Annotated in this window: 23 protein-coding genes and 1 pseudogene; 8 read left to right on the top strand and 16 right to left on the bottom strand. The window is 58.9% G+C overall.

Annotated features, from left to right (window positions below):
- The first annotated feature begins 85 nt into the window (after nucleotides 1–85).
- The 3 genes from UCMB321_RS17015 (at nucleotide 86) to UCMB321_RS17005 (ending at nucleotide 3,900) form a co-directional block, all read left to right on the top strand.
- The gene (locus tag UCMB321_RS17015; protein WP_040068938.1) at nucleotides 86–1,417 is read left to right on the top strand and encodes an MFS transporter; all 1,332 of its coding nucleotides are present in this window, start codon (nucleotides 86–88) and stop codon (nucleotides 1,415–1,417) included.
- An 82-nt stretch (nucleotides 1,418–1,499) separates the two neighbouring features.
- The gene (locus UCMB321_RS17010) at nucleotides 1,500–2,411 is read left to right on the top strand and encodes a dihydrodipicolinate synthase family protein (protein ID WP_040068935.1); all 912 of its coding nucleotides are present in this window, start codon (nucleotides 1,500–1,502) and stop codon (nucleotides 2,409–2,411) included.
- Complete coding sequence (locus UCMB321_RS17005) at nucleotides 2,404–3,900, top strand: aldehyde dehydrogenase (protein WP_040068933.1); 1,497 nt, start codon at nucleotides 2,404–2,406, stop codon at nucleotides 3,898–3,900. The genes UCMB321_RS17010 and UCMB321_RS17005 overlap by 8 nt, the downstream gene beginning before the upstream one ends.
- Before the next feature lie 213 nt (nucleotides 3,901–4,113).
- On the opposite strand, the pseudogene UCMB321_RS17000 reads toward UCMB321_RS17005, so the two are convergent.
- Together UCMB321_RS17000 and UCMB321_RS16995 are read right to left on the bottom strand one after the other, a co-directional pair.
- Nucleotides 4,114–4,968 (bottom strand): annotated as a pseudogene (locus UCMB321_RS17000) (AMP-binding protein); the annotation flags it as partial.
- 94 nt (nucleotides 4,969–5,062) lie between these two features.
- Complete coding sequence (locus UCMB321_RS16995; protein ID WP_040068930.1) at nucleotides 5,063–6,076, bottom strand: SDR family oxidoreductase; 1,014 nt, start codon at nucleotides 6,074–6,076, stop codon at nucleotides 5,063–5,065.
- Nucleotides 6,077–6,563: 487 nt separating this feature from the next.
- On the opposite strand from UCMB321_RS16995, the gene UCMB321_RS16990 reads away from it, so the two are divergent.
- Nucleotides 6,564–7,160 carry a TetR family transcriptional regulator gene (locus UCMB321_RS16990; RefSeq protein ID WP_040068928.1) on the top strand — a complete coding sequence of 199 codons (597 nt, stop codon included), beginning with the start codon at nucleotides 6,564–6,566 and terminating at the stop codon, nucleotides 7,158–7,160.
- A gap of 104 nt (nucleotides 7,161–7,264) precedes the next feature.
- Here the strand turns inward: UCMB321_RS16990 and UCMB321_RS16985 are convergent, their stop codons facing one another.
- The 8 genes from UCMB321_RS16985 to UCMB321_RS16950 form a co-directional block, all read right to left on the bottom strand.
- Complete coding sequence (locus tag UCMB321_RS16985) at nucleotides 7,265–8,032, bottom strand: DeoR/GlpR family DNA-binding transcription regulator (RefSeq protein WP_040068926.1); 768 nt, start codon at nucleotides 8,030–8,032, stop codon at nucleotides 7,265–7,267.
- A 125-nt stretch (nucleotides 8,033–8,157) separates the two neighbouring features.
- Nucleotides 8,158–9,474 carry an MFS transporter gene (locus UCMB321_RS16980; protein ID WP_052451277.1) on the bottom strand — a complete coding sequence of 439 codons (1,317 nt, stop codon included), beginning with the start codon at nucleotides 9,472–9,474 and terminating at the stop codon, nucleotides 8,158–8,160.
- A 124-nt stretch (nucleotides 9,475–9,598) separates the two neighbouring features.
- Entirely contained in the window at nucleotides 9,599–10,549 is a 951-nt protein-coding gene (locus tag UCMB321_RS16975) for a phosphoglycerate dehydrogenase (protein ID WP_040068924.1), read from the bottom strand.
- Nucleotides 10,550–10,612: 63 nt separating this feature from the next.
- The gene (gene pdxA / locus UCMB321_RS16970; protein ID WP_040068922.1) at nucleotides 10,613–11,626 is read right to left on the bottom strand and encodes a 4-hydroxythreonine-4-phosphate dehydrogenase PdxA; all 1,014 of its coding nucleotides are present in this window, start codon (nucleotides 11,624–11,626) and stop codon (nucleotides 10,613–10,615) included.
- Nucleotides 11,627–11,641: 15 nt separating this feature from the next.
- A complete protein-coding gene (locus UCMB321_RS16965) occupies nucleotides 11,642–12,871 on the bottom strand; it encodes a four-carbon acid sugar kinase family protein (protein ID WP_245220819.1) in 1,230 nt (409 codons plus the stop codon).
- An 11-nt stretch (nucleotides 12,872–12,882) separates the two neighbouring features.
- Nucleotides 12,883–14,052 (bottom strand): iron-containing alcohol dehydrogenase, encoded by a 1,170-nt coding sequence (locus tag UCMB321_RS16960; RefSeq protein WP_040068918.1) that lies wholly within the window; start codon nucleotides 14,050–14,052, stop codon nucleotides 12,883–12,885.
- 10 nt (nucleotides 14,053–14,062) lie between these two features.
- The gene (dapA, locus tag UCMB321_RS16955) at nucleotides 14,063–14,944 is read right to left on the bottom strand and encodes a 4-hydroxy-tetrahydrodipicolinate synthase (RefSeq protein WP_040068916.1); all 882 of its coding nucleotides are present in this window, start codon (nucleotides 14,942–14,944) and stop codon (nucleotides 14,063–14,065) included.
- 132 nt (nucleotides 14,945–15,076) lie between these two features.
- Nucleotides 15,077–15,841 (bottom strand): AraC family transcriptional regulator, encoded by a 765-nt coding sequence (locus tag UCMB321_RS16950; protein ID WP_040068914.1) that lies wholly within the window; start codon nucleotides 15,839–15,841, stop codon nucleotides 15,077–15,079.
- Between the two features lie 100 nt (nucleotides 15,842–15,941).
- Between UCMB321_RS16950 and UCMB321_RS16945 the strand changes: the two genes are divergently transcribed.
- Nucleotides 15,942–17,066: an MFS transporter gene (locus UCMB321_RS16945; protein ID WP_040068912.1), complete on the top strand. Its 1,125-nt coding sequence runs from the start codon at nucleotides 15,942–15,944 to the stop codon at nucleotides 17,064–17,066.
- Nucleotides 17,067–17,185: 119 nt separating this feature from the next.
- Here the strand turns inward: UCMB321_RS16945 and UCMB321_RS16940 are convergent, their stop codons facing one another.
- From UCMB321_RS16940 to UCMB321_RS16930, 3 genes are all read right to left on the bottom strand, one after another.
- Entirely contained in the window at nucleotides 17,186–18,088 is a 903-nt protein-coding gene (locus tag UCMB321_RS16940; RefSeq protein WP_040068910.1) for a copper resistance protein B, read from the bottom strand.
- A 14-nt stretch (nucleotides 18,089–18,102) separates the two neighbouring features.
- Complete coding sequence (locus UCMB321_RS16935; RefSeq protein WP_040068907.1) at nucleotides 18,103–19,986, bottom strand: copper resistance system multicopper oxidase; 1,884 nt, start codon at nucleotides 19,984–19,986, stop codon at nucleotides 18,103–18,105.
- Nucleotides 19,987–20,067: 81 nt separating this feature from the next.
- On the bottom strand, nucleotides 20,068–20,274 hold the full coding sequence (locus UCMB321_RS16930; RefSeq protein WP_040068905.1) for a co-regulatory protein PtrA N-terminal domain-containing protein: 207 nt from the start codon (nucleotides 20,272–20,274) through the stop codon (nucleotides 20,068–20,070).
- A gap of 402 nt (nucleotides 20,275–20,676) precedes the next feature.
- Between UCMB321_RS16930 and copC the strand changes: the two genes are divergently transcribed.
- Both copC and copD read left to right on the top strand, forming a co-directional pair.
- On the top strand, nucleotides 20,677–21,060 hold the full coding sequence (gene copC / locus UCMB321_RS30190; protein WP_084615081.1) for a copper homeostasis periplasmic binding protein CopC: 384 nt from the start codon (nucleotides 20,677–20,679) through the stop codon (nucleotides 21,058–21,060).
- A 3-nt stretch (nucleotides 21,061–21,063) separates the two neighbouring features.
- Nucleotides 21,064–22,002 carry a copper homeostasis membrane protein CopD gene (copD, locus tag UCMB321_RS16925; RefSeq protein WP_040068902.1) on the top strand — a complete coding sequence of 313 codons (939 nt, stop codon included), beginning with the start codon at nucleotides 21,064–21,066 and terminating at the stop codon, nucleotides 22,000–22,002.
- Nucleotides 22,003–22,087: 85 nt separating this feature from the next.
- Here copD and UCMB321_RS16920 read toward each other — a convergent pair whose 3' ends face one another.
- On the bottom strand, nucleotides 22,088–22,459 hold the full coding sequence (locus UCMB321_RS16920; RefSeq protein WP_040068900.1) for a hypothetical protein: 372 nt from the start codon (nucleotides 22,457–22,459) through the stop codon (nucleotides 22,088–22,090).
- Nucleotides 22,460–22,641: 182 nt separating this feature from the next.
- Here UCMB321_RS16920 and UCMB321_RS16915 point away from each other — a divergent pair, with 182 nt between their 5' ends.
- Nucleotides 22,642–23,106, top strand: a complete 465-nt coding sequence (locus tag UCMB321_RS16915) for a VOC family protein (protein WP_040068898.1) — start codon at nucleotides 22,642–22,644, stop codon at nucleotides 23,104–23,106.
- 51 nt (nucleotides 23,107–23,157) lie between these two features.
- Here UCMB321_RS16915 and UCMB321_RS16910 read toward each other — a convergent pair whose 3' ends face one another.
- The gene (locus UCMB321_RS16910; protein WP_040068896.1) at nucleotides 23,158–23,769 is read right to left on the bottom strand and encodes a LysE family translocator; all 612 of its coding nucleotides are present in this window, start codon (nucleotides 23,767–23,769) and stop codon (nucleotides 23,158–23,160) included.
- Nucleotides 23,770–23,943: 174 nt separating this feature from the next.
- A complete protein-coding gene (locus UCMB321_RS16905) occupies nucleotides 23,944–24,699 on the bottom strand; it encodes an AraC family transcriptional regulator (RefSeq protein WP_245220818.1) in 756 nt (251 codons plus the stop codon).
- Nucleotides 24,700–24,722: the final 23 nt, after the last annotated feature.

Below are 24,722 nucleotides of genomic sequence, written 5' to 3'. Positions count from 1 at the left end.
TTCTGATCGAGACGGCTTTCGTTTGCCTGGATTTCGGGTTTGCGCTTCAGCCCTTCGAATGACCGAGGCGAAATAGGAGACAATAATGACAAGTCCTAATACATCCATCGAGGATGTTCCTCTCAATAATTTTCACCGTTTATTGACTGTCCGTTCGGGAGGCGGATCGTTTGTCGACGGTTATGTGTTGAGTATTATCGGCATCGCCATGTTGCAAGTTACGGCTGCGCTGAACCTGACAGAGTTCTGGCAGGGGATGATTGCGGCATCGGCATTGATGGGAGTGTTTTTTGGCGGTTTTATCGGTGGCTGGCTGACTGACAGGTTAGGCCGCAAGACCGTTTATTTTATCGGCCCGTCACTGTTCATCCTATGTTCGCTCGCACAATTCTGGGTGGAGTCGGCAGCGGCCTTGTTCGCCTTCAGGTTCATTATCGGTTTGGCGGTGGGCATCGAATATCCGGTGGCCACGTCACTGTTGGTGGAGTTCCTGCCAAAGAAACAACGCGGCCCCCGACTCGCGGCACTGACCATCCTGTGGTTTGCCGGTGCGGCATTTGCCTACGTTGTCGGTAATGCGATTCTCAATTCGGTTGGTGACGATGCCTGGCGTTACGCACTGGCGAGCGCCGCGGTCATCGGGCTGGTGCTGTTGTTGCTGCGCATCGGCACACCGGAATCCGCTCGCTGGCTGTTGAGCAAAGGGCGTGAGCGCGAGGCCGAGGGCGTGATTCAGCGCGTGTATGGCCCGCGCTATTCGCTTCGGGATCTGCCCGAGCAGCCGGACGAAAAGAAAATGACCTTCAGTGACTTGCTGCATTCCGGTTATGGCAAGCGCTTGTTCTTTGTCTCGGTATTCTGGTCGTGCTCGATCATTCCGGTTTTCGCTGTTTATGCCTTCGCGCCCAAAGTGCTCCAGGCGCTTAATCTGAAAGGCGAGTGGGCGTCCTATGGCTCGATGGCCATTACCCTGTTGTTTGTCGTCGGTTGTGTACTGGCCACTCGGCTGATCAATACGATTGGCCGCCGCAGCATGCTGATCCATAGCTTTCTGTGGTCGGGGCTCTCGTTGTTGATGCTGGCCGTGTTTTCAAACGGCAACGAAATGCTCGTCCTCTTCCTGTTTGGCGCCTATGCGGTCTTTATCGGTGGGGCGCAGGTTCTGCAACTGGTCTATCCGAACGAACTTTTTCCAACGGAAGTCCGCGCATTTGCCGTCGGCATCGGCACTTCGCTGTCCCGTGTCGGGGCGGCGGTTGGTACGTACCTGGTACCTGTTTCGCTGCAGACGCTGGGTATCGGCAACACCATGTATGTGGCAGCCGTCGTCACCTTTATCGGGTTGATGGCGGCCTGGGCCATGGCACCTGAAACACGTTCGTTGAACTTGCGCGACGCCGCGGCACTGAGCAGTTGAGCTGAAGGCAATCGGCTGTCCCCGAAACATGGCGGCGGGCGCCAGGTTAGGAAACATTCCCCTTACTGACGGAGAGGCAATCATGAAGTTCGAAGGCATTTATACCCCGGCAATTACTCCCTTGACCCCAACGGGGGAAATCGACAAGTCAGCATTCGCTGAGGTACTCGAATACCTGGTCGAGTCGAAGGTGCACGGCATTATCATCGGGGGGTCGACCGGCGAGTATTACGCCCATACCTCTCAAGAGCGCATCGCGCTGGCGGCCCAGGCCAAGGACGTGATCGGCGGGCGCCTGCCCCTGGTTATCGGCACCGGCGCCATCCGCACCGAAGATTCGGTCGAATACGCCAAGGCCGCCCGCGCTATCAAGGCCGACGCCCTCCTGGTCGGCTCGCCACCCTACGCGCTGCCGACCGAGAAGGAAAACGCCATCCATGCGTTGACCGTCGACCGCGCCGCCGACCTGCCGATCATGCTCTACAACTACCCGGCGCGCATGGGCGTCAGCATGGGCGAGGAGTATTTTGCGGCGGTGTCCGAATCGAAAAATGTCGTCGCCATCAAGGAAAGCTCCGGCGATATGGCGCAAGTCCATCGTCTGGCGCGCAACTACCCGAACATCGGCCTGTCCTGCGGTTGGGACGACCAGGCGTTGGAGTTCTTTGCCTGGGGTGCGCGCAGTTGGGTGTGTGCCGGGTCGAACTTCATCCCCCGCGAACACGTTGCGCTCTACGAAGCCTGCGTGATCGAAAAGGATTTCGATAAAGGCCGCAAGATCATGAGTGCGTTCATGCCGCTGATGGACTTCCTGGAAAGCGGCAAGTTTGTCCAGTCGATCAAATACGGCTGTGAACTCAATGGCTTGTACACCGGCAGTGTGCGTTCGCCGCTGCAACCGCTGTACGAGCACGAAAAGCAGGCGCTGAAGGACATCATCGCCACCCTCAAGCAGGAAGTCGCTCAAGTGATCGGGAGTTCGAACAATGTCTGATCTTCTCAGCACGGCCGAATATGCCGCCATCGCCCGGAAACTGAAGTTTCCCACTGAATCCTTCGTCAACGGTGCGCCCTACACATCGGGCTCGGGCAAGACCTTTACCACCACCAACCCGGCAACCGACGAAGTGCTGGCCGAGATCACGGCGTGCGACGCCAATGATGTCGATTTTGCCGTGGCCAAAGCCAAGCAAGCCTTCGATGACGGCCGCTGGCACAAGCTGAGTCCCGGCGAGCGCAAGAAAGTGCTGTTGCGCTTTGCCGATCTGCTGGAGCGCAACGCCCACGAGCTGGCGGTCATGGAAAGCCTGGACAGCGGCAAACCCATTCGCGAATGCCAACTCACGGACATTCCCGAGACCATCCACATGATCCGCTGGCATGCCGAGCTGATCGACAAGATCTACGACAACACCGCTCCGGTCGGTTCCGGCGCGTTGACCCTGGTGGTGCGCGAAGCCATCGGTGTCGTGGGCCTGGTGTTGCCGTGGAATTTCCCACTGTTGATGCTGGCGTGGAAAATCGGTCCGTCCCTGGCCGCCGGTTGCTCGATCATCGTCAAACCGGCCAAGGAAACCACGCTGACGGCACTGCGCGTCGCCGAACTGGCCCATGAGGCCGGCGTGCCGGCCGGTGTGTTCAACGTGCTGTCGGGCGGTGGCAGCGAAGTAGGGGAGCCACTGGGGCGGCACATGGACGTGTCCATGGTCAGCTTCACCGGGTCGACCGCGACCGGTCGCCGCTTCCTCAACTATGCGGCCGATTCGAACCTCAAGCGCATCGTGCTGGAGTGCGGTGGCAAGAACCCGGCGGTGGTGATGAACGACGTCGAAGACCTGGATCTGGTGGCGAGCCATGTGGTCAATGGCGCGTTCTGGAACATGGGCGAAAACTGCTCGGCGTCTTCGCGGCTGATCGTCCATGCCGACATCAAGGATGAACTGTTGAAGCGTATTGGCGTGCAAATGCGCGAATGGAAGATGGGCAGCCCGCTGGATCCGGAAAACCGCGTCGGCTCCATGGTCAGCAAGGCGCACTTCGAGAAAGTTCGCTCCTACCTCGAACACGCTGCCGTCGAGAAGAGGCAGGTTGTTTTCGGTGGCAGGACCGAGAGCGGTATTTTCGTTGAGCCGACCGTGATCGATGGTGTCGACGCTGAAAGTCGCCTGTTCCAGGAAGAGATCTTCGGCCCGGTACTCGCCGTGACCACCTTCACCACGATTGACCAGGCCATCGCCCTGGCCAATGACTCGGTATATGGCTTGGCAGCCTCGGTCTACACCGACAACCTGCGCAACGCCATCAAGCTGTCGCGCGAGATACGCGCGGGCGTGGTGACAGTCAATTGCTTTGGCGAGGGCGACGCCTCGACGCCGTTTGGCGGATACAAGGAGTCCGGGTTTGGTGGGCGCGACAAGTCCATCTGGGCTCACGATCAGTACACCGAGATCAAGACGATCTGGATTGACGTATCCGAGCGGTAAGTGACGGCCTTCATCGCGCACTTGTAGACACTCATCTCGACTTTCCATAAGGGGAGGTCGGGATGTTGCTGCCGCCAGCTTGAGCGTGTCCACGCTCAAGCCCTGAGCGATGCCGCTCATGTCGCTGATTCAGGGAACACCGGTGTCATTGGCGCTGCCCTTCAACCATAGACGCAGCTCTGTCTTGAGGAGATCGCCGTAGCTGTTCCTGAGCAGCACGTTGCGCAGGTCTGTCGGGTAGATGAGGGTGTCCCCATAGATGATGGTCTTGATTCCTTCGCCGTCGTAGCGCTGGTGGCGGGCCTGCTCGACCATGCTCGTGAACATGGCGGGGGCGACGAACAGCATGACAGTGCCGAACCCGTTTGCCAGCCCGAACAGTTCATCGGGGTTGAAATCGCGGGATTGCGGGACGACATGGCGCGCGGCCCGGCGCACATGGATCAGGCTGTAGAGACCGGCGCAGTGAGACATCGGCGCTGCATACACCACGGCCTCATCGGCATCGATCGGATCGACATCGGGCGAACAGCCCTGTGACATGGCCGTCAGGTTGCCGTGGCTCAGCATCACCCCTTGGGGTCGCTCGGTGGTATCAGGGGTATAGAACAGCCAGGCGAGGTCATCGGTATGGCGCGGACAAGGCGTGTCCGGCGGCGAAATGAGCGACGCGAGCGCTCCCATGTCCTCTCGGTCCAGTTCTCGACAGGCCTGGGGCAGGGCCCCGGGCGCGAACACCTGGCCGCCATCGGTGAAAATCAGCCGGGCTTGCGCGTTATCGACGATCCAGCCGGCCTCGACGGCGTGCAGCTTGTAGTTGATCGGCACCGCCACGGCGCCGGCCCACCAGATGGCGTAGAGCAGCTCGAGGTATTCACAGCAGTTCTTCATGAACAGCGCGACCCGGTCGCCGGGGGCAATGCCGTGCTCGTCGATCAGGTAGGCAGCGCGGTGCCGGACCAGAGCGACAAAGGCCTCATAGTTCGCGACTTGCCGCTGCCCTTCGAACAGGGCCGGACGCATCGGGTAGCGAAGGCCGGCTTCGTCCAGCCAGTTGGCGATATTCATGCGCGGCTCCTGTATGCCCGAAAGACCGAGGCAAAGTTGGAACAGAAAATACATGGAGGTATGACACTACCCAGATGACGAAGATCAGCGCCGGTCAGCTATCTATGTAGTTATTTTTCCGATACCAGTGCAGGGTATCGAATAGTGTTTCAGTTACGGGGCGGAATTCGCACCCCAACTCTTTCAGACTTTTGTCATGGCTGAAATGGGTGCGCCCTTGCTCTTGCTCCATGAGTTTGACCGTGGAGGTACTGATGAGCACCGGCTTTTTTGTAATCCGGTAATAGCCTTCATAGATCAAGGCAATGATCCGCAGCATGAGCAGTGGCACTTTACGCTCCGGTGCTTTTACGCCACTGACGCGGGACAGCGCCTGGAAAATGCTTTTCATGTCCATATGTTTGCCGGCGGCCAGATAACGCTCTCCGGATCTGCCGCGTGTGATGGCCGCGAGTTGATGTTCCGCCACATCCCTGGCATCGACAACGGAAAAGCTGCCCGGCAGTACCCCGGGTAATTTCTGTCCAACAAAGTCGAGCAGGAACTGTCCTGATGAGGTGGGGCCGATATCGCCGGGGCCAAACATCCAACCGGGTAATACCATGGCGATGAACATGTCCGGGTGCTGTGACAGAAAGGCCTGAACTTTTTGCTCGGACAGTATTTTGCTCAAGTAGTAATCGTCAGCCTCCCGTTCACTGCGCGACATGGTTTCATCGATCACTTGATCCCGATGGCCCTTCAACACGGCAATGGAGGAGGTATGGACGGCGCGACGAATGCCCGCGGCATAAGCGGCTTGCAATAATCGCTCGGTTCCAGTCACGTTGGTGTCATGCAGTTTCTGCCAGTGCTTTCCGCCTTTGTAACTGTCGCGGAAATAGGCCGCCGTATGGAACAAGGCATCGCAGCCTTGCAGGGCATGGCTGAAGGCGTCGACATTGAGCATGTCGCCTTCGACCCATTCGACCGGCAGATTGCCGAACTGCTTCTTGGCTTTTTCTACGGAACGAACCAGCGCTTTTACTTTGATCTTTCGTTTTAAAAGCGCATGGACCAGATTATTTCCGAGCAGGCCAGTAGCGCCTGTAACAAAGGCATATTCCATTAAATTCCAGCTCCTGTGGGGGCACCTGCTACTGCATCGAGATCGATGTCGCCGACTCGATGCTCTGTCAGGGTTGGGCGTACCAATGGTGCAATTAAAAACCATTCGGTATCTGAAAATCAAACGGTATTTGAGTAGGCGTGAGATCGAGGTTCCTGAGTCTTGCCTAAGACACTGAAATCAAACGGTTTAGTGTCTTGTCGGTAACGCGTATCCGCCCGGACCAAGCGGTTCAAGGTCGTCGCCAGAAATTTTTCGCCACTCGTCATCTGGCGCCAGGGACGTCACAAGGTCACCTCAATGACTCGCCATCTTGAGTTCTCCTTCTGCCCCCAATACATGGCACTCCTTAAAAAATTAAATGTAAAATTATTGAAAATCGCTAGTATCATATAGGGTGATGGGAGCTAGCTTTGTGCTATGAGCGGCCGATTTTTCACATCCAGTTACAGATAGGTGTTTTTGTTTGGCCAAAGGAACCGAAGGCGTGATCAAGAAGAGATTGGGGCGAGAAGAAAGTCAGCAAGTAACCAGAGACAAGTTATTTGATACTGCCACTGACCTTGTGATTAGCAAGGGCTTTCACGCCGCCAGCGTCAACGCGATTTCCGAGGAGGCCGGCTTTTCCAAGGGGGCCTTTTTTTCAAACTTTACAAGTAAGTCGGACTTGCTTCTGCAATTGACCCAGCGGTTCAAGAGGGTTGAGATAGAGCGGTTGAGCACGACCCTGGCTGCTGGGTATTCATCGGAAGAGCTGGCCCACGGCTTGAATGCCTATATCGACACACTCAAGAACAATGCCAGTTGTGCGATTCTTGATGCTGAGCTGCAACTGATTGCCTTGCGCGATGAGGAATTCTCGAAGCATTACTATGATTTGCATCAGGAAAACAGCGAAGCCTTGGGCAAGTTGATTGCCATCATATTCAATCACGCAGGCAAGAAGCCTCCTCTAACCAATGCCGCTCTTGCAAGGACCTTCACCGCGCTGTCGGAAGGCCTGATACTGCAAGGACATAAAGACCCGGCCTCTGAAATAAAGCTGGTATTGAACTCGCTCATACAGACAGCAGAACCTTTATAGCGCGCTGCCATTCTGGTGATGCATAGGGTATTCGCCTGTCCGAGGCCCAGACCTCGGACAGGATGCATCCCCATCTTCCCGGTGCGCGAGCGGATTCAGAACCCTCAACTGCCGGCTATTTCAATAGTGATCATCTTGTGCGCCCGGAAAGGCGTCAGTAGCGACTCGTCGGCGATTGAATCGGTAATCAGCGTCCACGGTCCTTTGAGGGGCGACCAATGTTGTTGGAGGGCGCGCCCCAATTTTGTGGCGTCAGCCAGCACGAACGTCTGTGCCGCTCGCCGGATCATGTTTTCCTTGAGGAAAGCCTGGTCGGCACTGGCCTCGCAAAGTCCCAACTCCGCCACGACGCCATCGGCGCTGAGAAAAATCTTGTCGGCACTCAAATGCTCCAGTGTCGCCTGCGCGGCTGCGCCGAAGGTCGACATACTGGAGGCACGCAGTTCCCCGCCCAGCAGGGTGATTTTTGCATCCGCAAGCCGAGCCAAGGCCGGCAATGCCAGGATATTGTTGGTGATGACATGCAAGCCGCGTCGCTCCACCAGGAGCTCCGCCAGGGCGCAGGTGGTGGTGCCGCCGTCGAGCAGCAGTGTGTCGTTGTCCCGCACGTGCGCCAGTGCCGCACGCGCGATGGCAAGCTTCTCCTGGCTGTGCTGATAGCGCCTCTCCTCGACGGAGGCCTCCGGCTCGCGCAGCCCGACATGAGCGGCACCGCCGTAGGTCCGCAGGATGAGGCCTTCCTCGGCCAGCGCGGTCAAGTCGCGGCGCATCGTCGCCTCGGAGACGCCGAAACGCAGGCATAGCTCCTCGACGTTCGCGGTGCCTGACAACACAAGATTCAGAATGGCCTGGCGGCGTGTGGCAACTTTCATGGATTTCCTGGATATCGGGTTCGACCGTCTTTATACGGTTTTCAACGGGGCAGTAAAAGGTCGCCCGGCAAAGTTACCGGGTGAAACGCTCGGACACACTGCCAAGTGTCCGAGCGTTTTGTAGGTCAACGGTTCAAGGCAGGTTCAATGAGCGGATTTTCCGATTGCTCCTTGATCGGTTCGACTTCGCCCAGCAGGAACAGATAGTTGAGAATGGCGACGACAATCAACCCGGCGGAAAACAGCAGGGCCGGAACGAATGAGTTGGTGGCGGCGACGATGAACCCGGTGATGATCGGACCGACCACGCCGCCCATGTTGGAGACGGTATTTTGCAGGCCGGCCAGCATCGAGGTCATGCCCCGTGGCGCGATATCGCCGGGCATCGCCCAGACCTGGGTGGCTGCTACCGTGGTGCCGGATTTGGCGATGCACAACAGGACGATGGCGAGCCAGGAGGATTCGGCGAAGGCCGCGAAGCCGATGCAGGAGGCCATCAGCAGGCCGACGACCAGGAAGGTCTTGCGAATCCGCGTCAATGACCAGCGCCCCTGGCGATAGATACGGTCTGACAGCCAGCCGGCGAAGACTTCCACCAGCATGGCCAGCAGCAACGGCAGCGCCGCGACGAAGCCCATGGAGATCAGGTCCATGCCGCGTTCTTTCACCAGGTAGGTGGGCAGCCAGGTGATGAAGAAGTACGAGTTGTAGTTGATGAAGAAGAAGCCCAGGCACATGGCCCATACATTGCGGTAGCGCAGCAGGTGGTACCAGCGCAGGGTCGGCTTGTCGCCGGTGCCTTCCTTGCGGCGCTGGCCTTCGCGGATGTGCCGCAGTTCGGCTTCGTTGACGCCGCTGTGCTGTTCGGGATCGTTTTTGTAGAACGCGAACCAGACCAGTGCCCAGACGATCCCGATGGAGCCGCTCAGGACGAAGGTCATCTTCCAGCCCACCAGGGCGATCAGCCAGACGATCAAGGGCATGGCGACCGCGCCGCCGAATTTCGAGCCGCTGTCGAAGATGCCGGCGACGGTGGCGCGTTCCTTGTCCGGAAACCAGCGCGAGGCGATCCCGGCGTTGCTGGGATAGGCCGCCGCTTCGCCCACACCCAGGCCGACGCGCAGCGCGAACAGGGAATTGAAGCCATTGGCCAGGCCGGTCATTGCGGTGGCCACCGACCACCACAGGACCGCGCCGCCGAGGGTGAGCTTCTGGCCGAAGCGGTCGGCCAGCCAACCGGCCGGCAACTGCAGCAGGGCGTAAGACCAGAAGAACGCCGACATGATCAGGCCCATTTCCGCGGTGTTCAGCGCGAACTCCTTGCTGATGATCGGGGCAGCGGCTGAAAGCACGACACGGTCGATGTAGTTGATCGCAATGGCGGTCCACATCAATCCGGCGATGAGCCAGCGTACCGAGGAAGCCTTATTATTGTTGTACATGGTTCCAACTCCGGGTTCGGATGTATCGCAAGACCTGACGACAGCGTGATCGCACCTGGGGGAGGGCTCGGACCGCCTGCCCATTGCGCTGCCGACAGTCGCTTCAGGTCGGGGGGCGGACGAGCTAGAGGCCGTTCACCACGAATTCAGGACGCGCATTGGCCTTCAGCACCGCGACGATGTTGCGCACGCAAGTCAGGCTCAGGATGTCCAGCGCGCCCGGCGTGTAGCCGGCGATATGCGGTGAAGCGATCACGTTCGGCAGGGCATAGAGGGGATGACGGGTGACGGGCTCCTCTTCGAACACGTCCAGTGCGGCCCCCCCGAGGTGTCCGCTTTCCAGCGCGGCAAACAAGGCGTTTTCATCGATGATGCCGCCCCGCGCGGCATTGATCAGGTGGGCGTGCGGCTTCATCAAGGCCAGGCGTTCGGCGCCGATGAGGTGGTGGGTGGCGTCGTTCAGGCCGATATGCAGGGTGACGTAGTCGGCCTCGCCCAACAGCGCGTTCAACGCCACCAGGCCGATACCGTTGGCCTCGGCAAAGGCCTGGTCCGGGAAGGGATCATGGGCAATCACCCGCATCGAGAAGCCGGCTGCGCGCCGCGCGACCTCCTTACCGATATTGCCCAGGCCGATGATGCCCAAGGTTTTGCCGTGGACATCGGCGCCGAACAGGCGCGGCCATTCCCCGGCCTTGGTTTGTTGATCGGCCTGGGCGATCTTGCGGGCGGAGGCCAGCAGCAGGGCAAAGGTGTAGTCCGCCACCGCATGCTTGTTGGAGTCCGGCACATTGCAGACCCACACTTTGCGTTCACGTGCGGCGGGCAGGTCGATGTTGTCCACGCCGACACCATGCTTGCAGACGATACGCAGCTCCGGCAGTGCATCGAGCACGCGGGCATTTATGGTGTTGAACGCGACGATCGCCGCTTGTGCGCCCTTGGCCCGGGCGATGAACTCGTCTTCGCCGATGTCGGCCGGCAGGTTGACGCATTCGATGGCCTGCTCGCCCAGCAGCGTCAGCGGCTCTGTCGAATACTTGGCAAAAGACGGGGAGGTGGAGACGATTCTCATGGAGCGGTCCTCAATATTATTTTTATGCTTTAAGGTTCTGCTGATTCAGGCGTTCGCGGGCAATCAGGCTGCCGTGCTGGTGCGTTTGTGGGCGGCCAGTTCCACGGCCTGGCGCATGGCCTCGGTCAGGCTGCGTTCGTCGGCGATGCCTTTGCCGGCAATATCGAAGGCGGTGCCGTGGTCGACAGAGGTGCGGATCACCGGCAGGCCGACGGTGACATTCACCCCGGCTTCCAGGCCCATGACCTTGACCGGGCCATGACCCTGATCGTGATACATCGCCACCACCGCATCGAAATCGCCGCGCCCGGCGCGGAAGAACAGGGTGTCGGCCGGCAGCGGGCCTTCCACGCGCCAGCCGCGTGCACGCAGCTCGTCGATGGCGGGTTGGATCTTGGTGGCCTCTTCGCCGTAACCGAACAGGCCGTTCTCCCCGGCATGGGGATTGATGCCACAGACCGCGATGAGCGGGTTGTCGATACCGGCGCGTACGAGGGTTTCGCGGGCGCGTTCAATCGTGCGTTTCACCAGGCCGGGCTCGATCCTGGCGATGGCGTCGATGATGCCGATATGGGTGGTGACGTGAATCACCCGCAGCGTCGGCGTCATCAGCATCATCGAGACCTCTTCGATGCCGGTCAGGTGCGCCAGCAGTTCGGTGTGGCCGGGAAAAATATGGCCACCGGCATGCAAGGCTTCCTTGTTCAGCGGCGCGGTGCAAATGGCGTCCAGCTCGCCGGCTTCGGTCAGTTGCACGGTACGTTCGATGTAGCGGAATGCGGCATCGCCGGCGATGGCGGAAAGCTTGCCGTAGGGCAGGTCGGCAGGAATCAGCGCCAGATCGATGCAATCGACGACGCCATGTTGAAAGCGCGCCTGACCGGGACGTTCAATGCTGTTCACTTTCAGGCTGCCACCGACAATACGGTTGGCATCGGCCAGTCGAGCCGCATCGCCGATCACCAACGGGCGGCAGGTTTCGTACAGCGAGGCGTGAGCCAGGCATTTCATGATGATTTCCGGACCGACGCCGGTGGCATCGCCCATGGTGATACCGATGACAGGACGTTCAGACATAGGGGGCTTCCTTCGTTAGGGTTGCGACGTGGCGGTCAGTTGCCGCCAGGCATCGAAGAGGCTGCTCGGCTGGCCGAAGCCGCCGGCTTTGGTGACGATGGGCAGGTCACGCCCATGCCAGCGGGCGCGGGAGAAGACCACGCCGGGGGCCAAGTCACCCTGAAGGTCCAGGCGCGGAATACCGGCGGCGCCGAGAATGGCGCGGGCGGTTTCGCCACCGGTGGCGATCAGCGCGCCCGCGTGGGGTAGGGCGGGCTGGAGCAGTTGGGCCAGTGCCGCGCTCAACTGCGCGGCCTGGCCGGGGTCGCGGTGTTCCTGTTGCAGACTGACCAGTACATGCCGACCCTGCTGCAGGGCCGTCTCGATCGAGGCGGCGATGGCCTGCCATTCGGCTGCTGTCGGTCCCGCGCACAAGGTGGCGGGAGCAAGGCGCACACGTAATTGATTGCTGTGTTCGGCCAGGTAGTTGGCCTGGCCCTGGGCGTGTCGGGACATACTGCCGACCACGCTCAACACCGGTCCGTTGCTCGACGTATTCGGCTGGGTTGAGACCGCTGGAAATCCCAACGCCTGCGGCAGCTGTCGGGCCAGCCCGGCAGAGCCGACCCAGAATAGTCGTTCATGCAGAGCCGCCGAGGCCTGGGCGATATTCGCAAGGTCCGTATCGGTTTGCGCATCACAGACCAGTGCTTGTACACCGTCGGCTAGATGCATGAGCAGGTCTGCCTGCAATCGCTGCATATCACGTACTGCATCGAGGGAGAGCGACGCACAGCGCAGACCTTGCGCCCTCAACAACTCCACCAGGTTGGCCGTGCCCGCGAGGTGCTCATTGCGCCAGACGTCCGTTTGATCGACGGGGACGTCATCGAGCTGTTGAACCCCGCCCACTGTCGTCCTGCCCATCAGCGGGAACGCCGGCGCAACCAGGGCCATGCCGCGAAGGGCTTGCAGCGCGGCCACTTCGCTGGCGATATTGCCGCGCAGGGTAGAGTCGATCTTTTTGTAAAGCGGCAGCTCGCCCGCCGGCTCTATTCCCAACACCTCGCGATGCGCTGCCGCGGCGGCTTGCGCGTCGAGACGCCGAGAGTCGAGGTCGAGGGCGATCACCTCGGCGCCCAGCGAGGCGCCGACATCCAGCCCGACTTGGCTGAGCACCACCTGGGTGACCATGCGCCCGGCGAAATCGGCGGCGCAGTCAGCGGCCCCGGAGAGGTCGTCGGCAATGATCAGGAGGCGCGGCATGGGCGTGGTGCTCATGGCAGCAGGCGCCGATAAAGTTGCTGGATATCGTCGAGGCTGAGGACCTTGGGATTGTTGGCCATCAAGCGAGTGACCTTGGACGCGGCCACCGCCATTTCCGCCAGATGTTCTTCCGCCACGTTGAATTCGCGCAGGTTCTGCGGGATGTTCAGGATCGCTGTCCAGGTGTGGATCTGCTCGATCAGTTTGCCGGCGGCCACTTCGTCGCTATCGCTCTCCAGGGCCACGCCACAGACACAGGCGGCGCGCTTGAGACGGGCGGCGCAGCTGTCCAGGTTGAAGGCCATGACATGGGGCAACAGCATCGCATTGGCGACGCCATGGGTGACATGGAACTTGCCGCCCAGCGGATAGGCCAGGGCATGCACGGCGGCGGTGCCGGCACCGGTCAGGGCCAGGCCGCCATACATCGAACCCAGCAGCATATCGCCACGGGCCCGTACCGAGTCGGGCTGTTGATAGGCCTCGACGATGCTGCCGGCGATCAGCCGCATGGATTCCAGGGCAAAGGTGTCGCTGAGCGGATTGGCCTTGGTGGAAATGAACGATTCCAGCGAATGGGTGAAGGCATCCATGCCGGTCGCGGCGGTGATCGCCTTGGGTAGGCTCAGGGTCAGCAAGGGGTCGAGGATCACCAGGGTTGGCAGCAGGTGACGGCTGACGACACCGATCTTCAACTCTTCGTCGGGCAGGGTGACGATGGCGTTGGGCGTGACCTCGGAGCCGGTGCCCGAGGTGGTCGGAACCAGCACCATCGGCTTGCCCGGGTTGCTGACCTTGTCGATTCCGAGCAGCTCCTTGAGCGGGGTGTCGTTGGTCAGCATCACCGCGAACAGCTTGGCCGCATCGAGCACGCTGCCGCCGCCCACGGCGATCAACGCGTCCGGTGCAAACGGGGCGACGTCCTCGCGAAAGACCCGTTCGATGTTTTCCAAGGTCGGCTCGATTTCGACGTTATCAATCATATGCACGGCGATGCCGCGCCTGGCGAACTGCGCCTTGATCTTGTCGGTGACACCGAGACGGTGCATGGCGTTCTGGGTGACCAGGACGACCTGTTTGAGCGGGGTATCCAGTAGATACAGCTTGTCGCCCAACTGCTCCAGGCTGCCAGGGCCATGGATGATGTTCTTGACGGTTTGGAAGTGATGGATCGCGGTCATGTCAGTCCCCTCAGGCGGTGTGGCGATAAACAGCCAACAGCTCTGCGAGTTTCTGCACGGCCGCCGGATCAAGGGGCTCGACCGGGGCGCGGCAGGGACCGACCGGCACGTTCAACAGTTCGGTGGCTTTTTTCAGCACCGAGGGCATGGTGCCCATCGCGAAGGCATCGCGCAGCGGACGCAGCAGTTCCTGAGCGGCCTTGGCGGCTTCATGGTTGCCGGCCTGGAAGTTGTTCCAGATGGACATGACCACATGCGGCACGGCGTTGGCGGTGGCGGCCACGGCACCGTCGCCACCGGCGAGCAGGTTCCAGTAGATCAGGGAGTCGGTACCGGCGAAGACCGCGAAGTCGTCACTGCGGTATTTGATCATCTGCACCAGGTTGTCGAAGTTACCGGCGCTGTCCTTGATGCCCTTGATCTGTGGGTGCTTGGACAAGGTGGCCACGGCGCCCAGGCCGATGGACATGCCGGTCTTGGCCGGAATGTTGTACATCATCACCGGGAGCGAGGTGGCGTCGCCGATGGCCTCGTAATGCTTGATCAGTTCCGATTGGCTGACGGCATTGAAGTACGGGGTGATGACGGACAACGCGTCGGCGCCCATGCCTTCGACGCGTTTGTTCATTTCAATCACTTCGCGGGTACTGAACGCCCCGGTACCGACCATGACGGGCAAGCGGCCCGCCGAGGCGTCGAGGGTGATGCGGGTGATTTCGAGTTTTTCTTCGTCGGACAGGGCGAAAAACTCGCCGTTGGTGCCTAGCACGAACAGGCCATGAACACCGGCTTCGATCAGGCTTTCGACCAGGCCGCGCAAGGCCTTTTCGTCCAGGCGCTGGTCGGCGGTAAACGGGGTGACTAAGGCGGGAACGATGCCGTGGAATTTCATGAAGGGCGCTCTTGTTTTGTTGTAATTGGAGCGAGAGTGATCGATTCGATCATGAATGGCAAGTAAAAAATGACTAAAAAAATCAATGAAATTATTTTTGTGAGCGTTATTGTTTGTTTTTGATCGAATCGATCATTTCTGCCAGGCTCCAGGGGTAGTGCCAGTCAGGTCCCTGAAGAATGCAATGAACGCGCTATCGCTGGAAAAGCCCAATTCGAAAGCGCTGTAGCTGAGGCTGCGCCCGGTGGAAAGCAGCTCGATGGCACGCATCAAGCGCCACTGTTGGCGCCATTGCTGATAGCTCATGCCGGTCTCGCGCTGGAAAATGCGGCCGATGGTCCGGCTGCTGGCGCCGATTTGCCGCTCGAGTACCTGGACGGTCGGTGGCAGTTGTTCGGGCATTGCCAGCAGTGGCTTTAAACGTCTGTCCTGGGGCAGGGGTAACAGCATGGGTTGTTGCGTCGCGTCACGAATTTCGCTGAGGCACAGTCCCAGCAAATGAACGAATTTGCCTTGCCGCCAATCGGTGTCGAAGTCGGCAGCAGCGATCGGCTCCAGTACTGCCCGTAGCAATGGGCTGACTTCGATCACGCAGACCTGTTGCGGCAGTTCGGTGCACAGCTCGGATGACAGATAAATCGATCGATAGTCCACGGCCTTTTGCATCACGGCGCGGTGAGCCACCCCCGAAGGTATCCAGGCCGCACGGGACGGCGGTAGCAGGCACAAGTGCTGCGCCAGCGTGATGCGCGTGCAGCCCTGATGGGTAAACAGCAACTGACCTCGTTGATGCTGATGGAGGCCGGAGTCGTGATCGCCCAGGGTGGCGGCAATGCCAATGACCGGCGCCGGGTAGTGGTCGGGGTTGAAAGCTGCATGGGCGTTGAGCCAGGCCATCGATTGTCCGATTTCAAGGATTAATTGTCCTGGTTTTGATAATACGCCACTTGGCAGGCTTCAAACTGGGCGCCTGTTTTTTCTGGCGAGTGAAGTGCTGATGAAGTCTAAAAGGCTGGTGGTGCTGGCCATTGCGCTATTAATGTTCCCGCAACTCGCGCAAACCCTTTACAGCCCAGCGCTGGCGGATATCGGCCGGGCCTTTGCCGTGGGGCCGCAGCAGGCAGCGCAAACCCTCTCGGTCTACTTCCTGTCGTTCGCATTCGGCGTGGTGGTGTGGGGGCGCCTGTGCGACAGGATCGGGCGACGACCCTCCATGCTTATCGGTCTTTCGCTTTACGCCGTGGCATCGATACTCGCGCTGACCTCCCGCACCTTCGATACCTTGTTGGTCGCCCAGGCGTTGGCCGCGTTTGCTGCCGCGGTGGGTTCGGTGGTCACGCAGACCCTGTTGCGTGACCGCTTCAACGGTGCGCAACTGGCGCAGATATTTTCGCTGATGGGCGTTGCGTTGGCCGCCAGCCCGGCGATCGGACTGTTCGGTGGCGCGAGCCTGGTGCACGCCTTCGGCTATCGAGGCGTGCTGGGGTGTCTGCTGCTGCTATCCCTGGGGTTGTGCTTGTGGTCCTGGCGAGCACTGCCAGAAACCCGACCTCATCACCTGGCTGCTGTCGGAGTGTTCGAGACGCTGTGGCGCATGCTGCAAGACCTTGATATCTGGCGTTCGGCGCTCTTGGTGGCGTTGTTCAACATCGCGCTGTTCAGCTACTACAGCCTCGCACCGTTCATCTTTGAAGACCTGGGTTTGAGCGGGCAATCGTTCGGTTACAGCGGCGTGATTCTGGCCCTGGGGTCCGGCCTTGGCGCCTGGTTCAACAAGCGTCTGTTGCGCCGAGGGTTCGGCAGTGCGCGGTTGATCCGTATCGCTGCGTTGTCGGGATTATTGGGTGGGGCTGGCGTGTGGCTGATGCAAGGCAGTGTCCTGTTCGTGTTGGCGATGCTGCCGGTGGTGTTGGCGTTTGGCATGGCGATTCCCAATATCCTCGGTTCGGCTCTGTCGAACTACGGTGATCGATTGGGTACCGCCGGTGCGCTGTTCGGCTTGTTGTATTACCTGCTGATTGGCGTCGGGATGATGCTCGCCGCCTGGTCCCAGGCTCTGGGTTTGACCTTGCTGTCATGTGCGGCACTGGGCTTGCTGTTGGCGAGGGGGCAGGGTAAATAGAGGCCTGCTCCCGCCAAGTCGGTTGTGGCCCACCAGTAGCCACATTCAGATTAGGTTCCAGGATATTCAGCGATGATCTGATCGGCGCCTGCTTTGAGGGTGTTGCTCAGACAAATGACTCAGAACCACATCCGAATACCGGCTACAAATCGAGCCTCGTTGGTTTTTTGTCCTTCGTCTTCGGCCAGGTCGGTGCTCTTGCCGTAGGAGCGATTCCAAGTCACCCCGATATAGGGGGCAAATTCGCGGGCAATTTCATAGCGCAGGCGCAAGCCCACTTCGGTATTCGCCAAGCCCGAGCCAATGCCGCGCCGAGGATCGTTTTTCCCGTAGAAATTCGCTTCCGCAGTCGGCTGCAAGATCAGGCGATTGGTGAGCAGAATGTCGTAGTCACCCTCGAACCGAGCAGCGGTCTGACCGTTCTCACCGATGTAGACGGTTGCTTCGGTTTCGAAGTTGTAGAGGGCCATGCCCTGAATGCCAAGAGCCCCCCAAGTCTGTGGTGAGCCGGGTTTGAAGTCTTGGCGTAAACCGGTGACGACATCCCACCACGGACCGATCGAGTGCCCCCAAAGCGCTTGGAGTTCGGCGCTCTCGGTTGCACCATGGGTACGTTCACCTTCCGAACGCAGCCAAAGACGATTGACGTCTCCACCGATCCATCCCTTTGCATCCCAGCTCAGTGCGCTGCCGTTGTCAGCATCCTGGTACTCGAACTTATCCAGCAGCATGAAGGCGTTGAGTTTTTTGTCGTGGACGCCATGACCCGCCACCGGTGGAAAGGCGGCTGCACGATCAGCGTCGGTCAGTGCGGGAATGGGGGTACGGCTCGTGGTGGTCGCTCCTGAATCCATACTCTCCATACCGTCCATTTGGCCCTGGTCCATGTTCATCCTGCTGTGATCCATGGTTCCCATCGAACCGTGATCCATCTCTTCAGCGGCGTTGGCCACGCCAGGGAAAGCAGGGCTGGTGGAGACTGCCAGTGCAATCAAGGCAGGGCATAAAAGCTTACTGGTCATGATCTCAATCTCCTTTACTCATCAACCCGTACTTCACGGAACATGCCCATTTCCATATGGAACAGCAGGTGGCAGTGATAGGCCCAGCGACCCAGGGCATCGGCGGTGACCCTATAGCTGCGCTTGGTTCCGGGCGGCATGTCGATCGTGTGTTTACGTACCATGAATTTGCCGTTCTCATCCTCAAGGTCACTCCACATGCCGTGGAGGTGGATGGGGTGGGTCATCATGGTGTCGTTCACCAGCGTGATGCGCAGACGTTCGCCATACTTGAGGCGCAACGGTTCGGCGTCGGAGAATTTGATGCCGTTGAACGACCACGAGAATTTCTCCATGTGACCGGTCAGATGCAGCTCGATGGTGCGATTGGGTTCGCGGCCGTCAGGATCCTGGAAAGTACTTTTCAAGTCAGAATATGTGAGCACCCGACGGCCGTTGTTTCGTAAGCCAATGCCGGGATCATTGAGCTTTGGCGTGGTGCTCATGGCTTGCATATCTACCAGGGGATTATTGGTTTCGGAAGCCGGGTGAGACTGCATATCACCCATGCCGCCCATGCCAGCCATTCCCGACATATCGCCATGGTCCATCCCGGCCATCTTGCTGTGATCCATGCCGGCCATGCTCGACATATCACTGCTGTCCATACCGGTCATCTTGCTGTGGTCCATGCCGGCCATGCTCGACATATCACCGTTGTCCATGCCGGTCATCTTGCTGTGGTCCATACCGGCCATGCCAGACATGTCTCCGCTGCCCATGCTGCCATGGTCCATACCGCCCATCCCCATGTCGTCCATGGTCAAAAGAGGGCGGGGATCGACCGCCGGTACCGGCGCTTTCAACCCGTTGCGTACCGCCAGGGTTCCGCGTGCATAACCGGTTCGATCCATGGATTGGGCGAAGAGGGTGTAAGCCTCTTCACTGACAGGCTCCACGATCACGTCATAGGTTTCTGCTACGGCGATGCGGAACTCATCGACGCTGACCGGGTTGACGTGCTGGCCATCGGCGGCCACAACAGTCATTTTCAAACCAGGAATACGGACGTCGAAGTAACTCATGGCCGAACCGTTGATGAAGCGCAGGCGCAGCTTCTCACCCGGTTTGAAAATCCCGGTCCAGTTACCGTCAGGGGCCAGTCCATTCATGAGATAGGTGTAGGTATCCCCACTGACGTCTGCGAGATCGGTGGGGTTCATTTTCATTTCGGCCCACATCTTCCGATCGGCCACGGCCGCGGACCAGCCTTGCTGGCTGACATCGTCGATGAAGTCGCCAACAGTACGTTTGTGGTGGTTGTAGTAGTCCGATTGCTTCTTGAGCTTGGCCATGACGCGACCAGGATCCTCGTCGGTCCAATCGGTCAGCATCACCACGTAATCGCGGTTGTATTGGAAAGGTTCAGGCTCTTTTGAGTCGATCACGATTGGACCGTAGACGCCTGACTGTTCCTGCATGCCCGAGTGGCTGTGGTACCAGTACGTACCGTTCTGATGAACCTTGAATCTGTACTCATACAGGCCATCCGGTGCGATACCGTGGAAACTCAAACCCGGCACACCATCCATGTTGGCCGGCAGAATGATCCCGTGCCAATGGATCGAGGTGTCCTGGTCCAGACGGTTCTTCACCCGCAGCGTGACCGTTTCTCCTTCGCGCCAGCGCAGCAGGGGGCCCGGTAGAGTGCCATTGATGGTCATGGCCGTGCGTGGCGAGCCGGTGATATTGACCGGGGTTTCACCTATGAACAGATCAAACTCATTGCCAGTCAGTACGCTCGGCAGACCAGGGCTGGTCACTGCCCATACCGGGGTGCGCCACAGGCCAAGACCGCCGAGAATGCCACCAGCGGCCAGGCCTTTGACGAATGTCCGCCTAGAGGTTTTGGAGTGCATGCCGTTTATGCCCAATCAATCAAAAGGGAAACTGTGCGAAACAACCCGTGAGTGGTTCATACAGGTTGTGCGCCAGACCATTCAGCAATTCTTGTGGTCCATCACTTTGGTTTTGCTTTCTGCGACGGGAGGTTGTGTACCTTGAGTTCGGGCTACTTGGTACGATTCCATTGAGTCTTTCATGGCCGCGTCCATGCGTCCGAATGTCCGGTCACCACCACCTTCGGCCATCGCCAGAGAAGAGACGGTCAAGGCTGCAATAATAAGCAAGGTTTTGACGGATTTCATTTAGGTATCCTCGGATGAGTTTTGATTATCCCTTTGAATCCACATCAGGATGATGATTCTTGGGGGGCGAGCTTGAGGCTCGACACAACTTTAAAACTCGTCCCCTGTCAGGAGCCTTAAGTGAATATTACCGTTGTGTCAGGTTGCGACTTCCTTCTTGACATAGGCGTAAGCGGGGCGCAGATCTAAAGCTGACTGAAATGTAATCGAACGGCGCGCGTTCATGTGGCATCGTGTATCCGTACTGTGACGCTGGAGTCTTGGCCAATTTTTCCTGCGTTAAGTACGTAACATGACGCGGAATACGCTGGGTATTCGTCTGTGGTTTTAACAAGAACCTAAAAACTAGATCCACCCCCAACCAAACCTCGAACCAACAGCTCAGGCTGTGAGGAGTCTTGCATGTCATTCCTTAAAACCACCACTATAGTTGTTACGCTGACCGCCGGTTTGCTTCTGGGTGCCGTTGCTCAAGCACATCCAAAACTCCTTTCTTCCACTCCAGCCGAAGGTTCGGATGCGGCGGCGCCTTCTAAAATTGAGCTGCATTTTTCTGAGAATCTCACGACTCAGTTCTCGGGTGCAAAACTGATCATGACCGATATGCCTGGAATGCCAAACTCTCCAATGGGCGTTAAGGCAGGCGTCTCGGGTGGCGGTGATCCGAAAACGATGGTTATTACACCTACATCACCATTGACCACGGGTACTTACAAGGTCGAATGGCGTGCGGTTTCCTCGGACACTCACCCGATTACCGGCAACTTTTCGTTCAAAGTGAAGTGATTCATGAGCGACTCAGTAAATATTGTGGTGCGCTTTGCTCTTTATTTTGACTTGATGCTGTTGTTTGGATTGGCAATTTTTGGCTTGTACAGTCTCAGGGGAAAGGAAAGAGCATCGGGCACGGTCTTGAATTTTGAGTCGCTTCTTTACGGCACTACTGTGGCAGGTGTAGCGCTTTCCATTACTGCCATACTGTTGCTTGCGAAAGCAATGAGCGGTGTGTCGGGGTTCATGGAGCTACATCACCACATTTTTCAAATGGTCCTCATGGGGACTGATGTCGGGTTGAGCTGGATGGTCCGAATAGCGGCTCTGCTATTGGCAATTATCGGCGTCGCATTGAATAAGCGCTCTCCGGCGCTCAGCCTCTGGATCGTCACCGCATGCGGCGCCATTGCACTGGCAACCCTGGCGTGGACAGGGCATGGTGCGATGGATGAAGGTAGCCGTCGCTATTGGCATTTTACCAGCGATATCCTCCATCTCCTGGCCGCAGGTGGCTGGTTGGGAGCTCTCGCGGCGTTCGCTCTACTGCTGCGTTTGAAATCACTGAAGGGCGAGCAGGAGGCACGAATCCTTGCTCGGGTACTGACGGGGTTCGAATCGGCTGGCGCGCTGATCGTAGTGGTCCTGAGTATCACAGGTGTCGTGAATTACCTTTTTATCGTAGGTCCATCCTTCGATGAGGTGATGCTGAGCACTTACGGCATATTGCTGTTTTTGAAAGTTCTACTGTTTTCCGCAATGATTGTGCTGGCTATTCTCAATCGTTTTCATCTAAGTCCGCTATTGGAGCGTTCAGTTCGAAAGGGAGAGTATTCTGTCGCGGTCAACGCTTTGCGGCGCAGCATGACCTTTGAGTTCTCAATGGCAGTCATCATCGTGTGTCTGGTTGCCTGGTTGGGTACTTTAAGTCCGGAAATGGAGATGAGCGCTGCATGAGGGTTTGAATCGCCTTTGCTCAGCTCAAGCCCGACACTGGGTCGGGCTTGAGCTGAGTAGGGTTGCTGCCGCTTTGCGATCTGAGTCATTTGAAGAACGCGTGCTTGCCCGCAGCGGCTTCGATGTCTCGATAAGTACGCCCATCGGTCACGCACAGAAGCGATCTGCCATCTCTAAAGTCCAGCGAAAAGGTGACCTCTTTCTCTTCGTCGGCCAGCATCAGGCCTGCAATCGCGCCAACCGGGCCAAGCACCATTGCCCCTGCCAGGCTAAGGCTCATCGTGCCTCGCATACCCTGATGTGAAGCCTCACTGACCGCCCTGATATCGGCAATTTCCGAGGTGGGGAGCTTCAACCCTGGCCAAGGGTATAGAGCCGTTTCTACTATGATGTAACCCCCCTCATGTTCTGCATGGCCATCAAGGAAATCTCCTGCCAAGATCTTTATCTTAGACATACGGTGTCCTCCCCGTAGTGACTACAGGAGAATTCAGCGCCTGCAGGCGGGTTGCGTCAATGGCTTCTGGATGAAGGGCTTGCTTTTCTTTTCCAGGCCACTTCGCACTGCCGCCAAGGCAGCTTTTATAGACATCGGAGCAGCCCCGAGCTTTGGCTGTTCCGCCCGACAGAGTAAAGACAATGGACCTGAAATTCAGCCATGTGGATGTTCTGGTCGAAAACCTTGAGGTGGCCTGTTCCTACTACGCCAAGGTCTTCAGCGCCAGAATCTCGAAGTCGTTTACCTGGGAGCGCGACGGCCTCCATGTGCGGTATGCGATTGTCATGTTCGGAACAGAGCGCGTGATGCTGGTCCAACCCATCGCAGGGAACCTGCGAGACCTCATGGACGCCAACGGCGAGGGCACGATCTACCGTCACTGCTACTCCACACCCGATATCGAGGTGGCCTATGACGAGTTGGTCGCCGTCGGCGTGCAGCCGGAGGATGAGAACGGAAGGCCTCTTTCCCGCGAGGCCCTTCAATCGCCTAGCGGCGTACGGATCATCTGGCTACCCAAGCGCTTTGGACACTTCTCCATCGAGTTGCTCGAAGAGCGTGAGTTGGAGCAGTTCATCCAGGACGCCTTTTCCACGAGAGCATGACCAGAAAGAACCCAGGAGAAGCCGAACAGACGATAGGCGATCCATTTCTGTTCATGTGTGCATGAAGGCGAGCTTGGCCCCAAGGGCCAGGAAGGCGACACAGAAACCGCGACGCATCCAGCGCAGCACGGCCGGGCTCGAGAGCACATGACGGCGCATCGAGGCGGCGAACACACCATAGAGCAGGAAAACCGCGAAGGTGATCGCCATGAACCCCAGGCTCAATTGCAGCATGCCCGGTACCGCGGACGCGCCATCGGACGTGACGAACTGTGGCAGGAAGGCGAGGAAGAAGATCGAGAGTTTGGGATTGAGCAGGTTGATCAGGATGCCGGACAGGATCACCTGGCCGTTCGAACGAGGCGCGGCATCCGGCTCGATCCGCAGCGCACCCTGTTCCCCAAGCGAGCTCCAGGCCATCCAGATCAGGTAGGCAACCCCCAGGTATTTGACGGTCTCGAACGCCAGTGCGCTGGCATGCAGCAAGGCGGCCAGGCCGGTGATCGCCGCCAGCATGTGCGGCAGGATACCCAGGGTGCAGCCGAAGGCGGCGACCGCACTGGCTCGCCGCCCGTGGGAGAGCCCGGCGGCCAGGGTGTAGACCACGCCGGTTCCCGGCGAGGCGACGACGATCAGTGAGGTGATGAGAAATTCGAGTGTCATTCGATTCCGACCTCGACGTGGCGCGCTCTGCTGGGCAGGGCGGGAGAGTTGTGGCGAGTGGAAGGGGCATAGCCAGATTTCATGGGCGGGTTCTCCGATCAACAGTGACTGCATCAGTCTGGCGGTCGGACGGATCTCGCTCTTGAACGAAATTGCAGCGGCCGGCCGATCGTGTCAGCGGCCCTGCTTCGCGTAGGTACCTGGCGAAAAACCGAAACTGCGCACGAACAGTCGTGTCATATGGCTCTGGTCGGCAAAGCCGCTGGCTGCCGCCGCTTCGGCCAGCGGAGTGCCGGCAGCGATCAAGCGCCGTGCCAGCTGGATACGCCGTTGCAACAGATAGGCATGAGGTGTGAGTCCGGTCTGGCGCGCGAAGGCGCGCACAAGTTGGAACCGGCTGAGTTCAGTCTCTTTCGCCAGCATCGACAGCGACAACGATGCCAATGGGTCGTCGTCGATCATGGCCTGCGCGTGGGTGATCCGTCCGCTGCATGATCGCGATGCAGGGCTTTTTCGCTCCAACAGGTGATCGAACAGACAAAGCAGCGTTTCGTCCACTTCCAACGAGCCCGGCGTGCCCCCGTTGTCGACCATGGCCAGGTAAAGGGCGCGAAAGGAATCCGCCGCTCGGGTATCGCGAATGACCGGAAAGGCGAATTCATGGGCCGGGATACCCGCATTCTCCGCCATCTCCTCGAAAGTCGCCGAGATCCACTTGGGATCGAAATACAGCATGTGCCAGCGCCGGCCCCCGTCTCCAATCGGGATACCGTCGTGGACCTCGCCAGGGTTGACGGTGATGACATCACCGGCCATGGCCTCAACCCTGCCGCGACCGCTCGCCGACTGCTGGGCGCCGCGTGAGATCAGTCCAATACCGAAGTGCTCATGCATATGGCGTCCGAAGGCCCGGTCGGTTTCCGCTTCCACGGCCTCCACGCCATCGCTTATGC

Origin of the sequence: Pseudomonas batumici (assembly GCF_000820515.1) — a bacterium.
GTDB lineage: Bacteria > Pseudomonadota > Gammaproteobacteria > Pseudomonadales > Pseudomonadaceae > Aquipseudomonas > Aquipseudomonas batumici.
Note: the sequence above shows the minus strand (reverse complement) of the source record. Positions and strands in the feature narration are given on the sequence as shown.

What these genes read in the sequence shown, in the direction of transcription:
- UCMB321_RS16945 (WP_040068912.1), top strand. Translation starts at nt 15,942, where the DNA reads ATGAAGTCTAAAAGGCTGGTGGTGCTGGCCATTGCGCTATTAATGTTC.
- UCMB321_RS17015 (WP_040068938.1), top strand. Translation starts at nt 86, where the DNA reads ATGACAAGTCCTAATACATCCATCGAGGATGTTCCTCTCAATAATTTT.
- copC (WP_084615081.1), top strand. Translation starts at nt 20,677, where the DNA reads ATGTCATTCCTTAAAACCACCACTATAGTTGTTACGCTGACCGCCGGT.
- pdxA (WP_040068922.1), bottom strand. Translation starts at nt 11,626, where the DNA reads ATGTCTGAACGTCCTGTCATCGGTATCACCATGGGCGATGCCACCGGC.
- UCMB321_RS16935 (WP_040068907.1), bottom strand. Translation starts at nt 19,986, where the DNA reads ATGCACTCCAAAACCTCTAGGCGGACATTCGTCAAAGGCCTGGCCGCT.
- UCMB321_RS16950 (WP_040068914.1), bottom strand. Translation starts at nt 15,841, where the DNA reads ATGGCCTGGCTCAACGCCCATGCAGCTTTCAACCCCGACCACTACCCG.
- copD (WP_040068902.1), top strand. Translation starts at nt 21,064, where the DNA reads ATGAGCGACTCAGTAAATATTGTGGTGCGCTTTGCTCTTTATTTTGAC.
- UCMB321_RS17005 (WP_040068933.1), top strand. Translation starts at nt 2,404, where the DNA reads ATGTCTGATCTTCTCAGCACGGCCGAATATGCCGCCATCGCCCGGAAA.
- UCMB321_RS17010 (WP_040068935.1), top strand. Translation starts at nt 1,500, where the DNA reads ATGAAGTTCGAAGGCATTTATACCCCGGCAATTACTCCCTTGACCCCA.
- UCMB321_RS16975 (WP_040068924.1), bottom strand. Translation starts at nt 10,549, where the DNA reads ATGAGAATCGTCTCCACCTCCCCGTCTTTTGCCAAGTATTCGACAGAG.
- UCMB321_RS16965 (WP_245220819.1), bottom strand. Translation starts at nt 12,871, where the DNA reads ATGCCGCGCCTCCTGATCATTGCCGACGACCTCTCCGGGGCCGCTGAC.
- UCMB321_RS16960 (WP_040068918.1), bottom strand. Translation starts at nt 14,052, where the DNA reads ATGACCGCGATCCATCACTTCCAAACCGTCAAGAACATCATCCATGGC.
- UCMB321_RS16910 (WP_040068896.1), bottom strand. Translation starts at nt 23,769, where the DNA reads ATGACACTCGAATTTCTCATCACCTCACTGATCGTCGTCGCCTCGCCG.
- UCMB321_RS16980 (WP_052451277.1), bottom strand. Translation starts at nt 9,474, where the DNA reads ATGTACAACAATAATAAGGCTTCCTCGGTACGCTGGCTCATCGCCGGA.
- UCMB321_RS16995 (WP_040068930.1), bottom strand. Translation starts at nt 6,076, where the DNA reads ATGGAATATGCCTTTGTTACAGGCGCTACTGGCCTGCTCGGAAATAAT.
- UCMB321_RS16985 (WP_040068926.1), bottom strand. Translation starts at nt 8,032, where the DNA reads ATGAAAGTTGCCACACGCCGCCAGGCCATTCTGAATCTTGTGTTGTCA.
- UCMB321_RS16940 (WP_040068910.1), bottom strand. Translation starts at nt 18,088, where the DNA reads ATGACCAGTAAGCTTTTATGCCCTGCCTTGATTGCACTGGCAGTCTCC.
- dapA (WP_040068916.1), bottom strand. Translation starts at nt 14,944, where the DNA reads ATGAAATTCCACGGCATCGTTCCCGCCTTAGTCACCCCGTTTACCGCC.
- UCMB321_RS16930 (WP_040068905.1), bottom strand. Translation starts at nt 20,274, where the DNA reads ATGAAATCCGTCAAAACCTTGCTTATTATTGCAGCCTTGACCGTCTCT.
- UCMB321_RS16920 (WP_040068900.1), bottom strand. Translation starts at nt 22,459, where the DNA reads ATGTCTAAGATAAAGATCTTGGCAGGAGATTTCCTTGATGGCCATGCA.
- UCMB321_RS16915 (WP_040068898.1), top strand. Translation starts at nt 22,642, where the DNA reads ATGGACCTGAAATTCAGCCATGTGGATGTTCTGGTCGAAAACCTTGAG.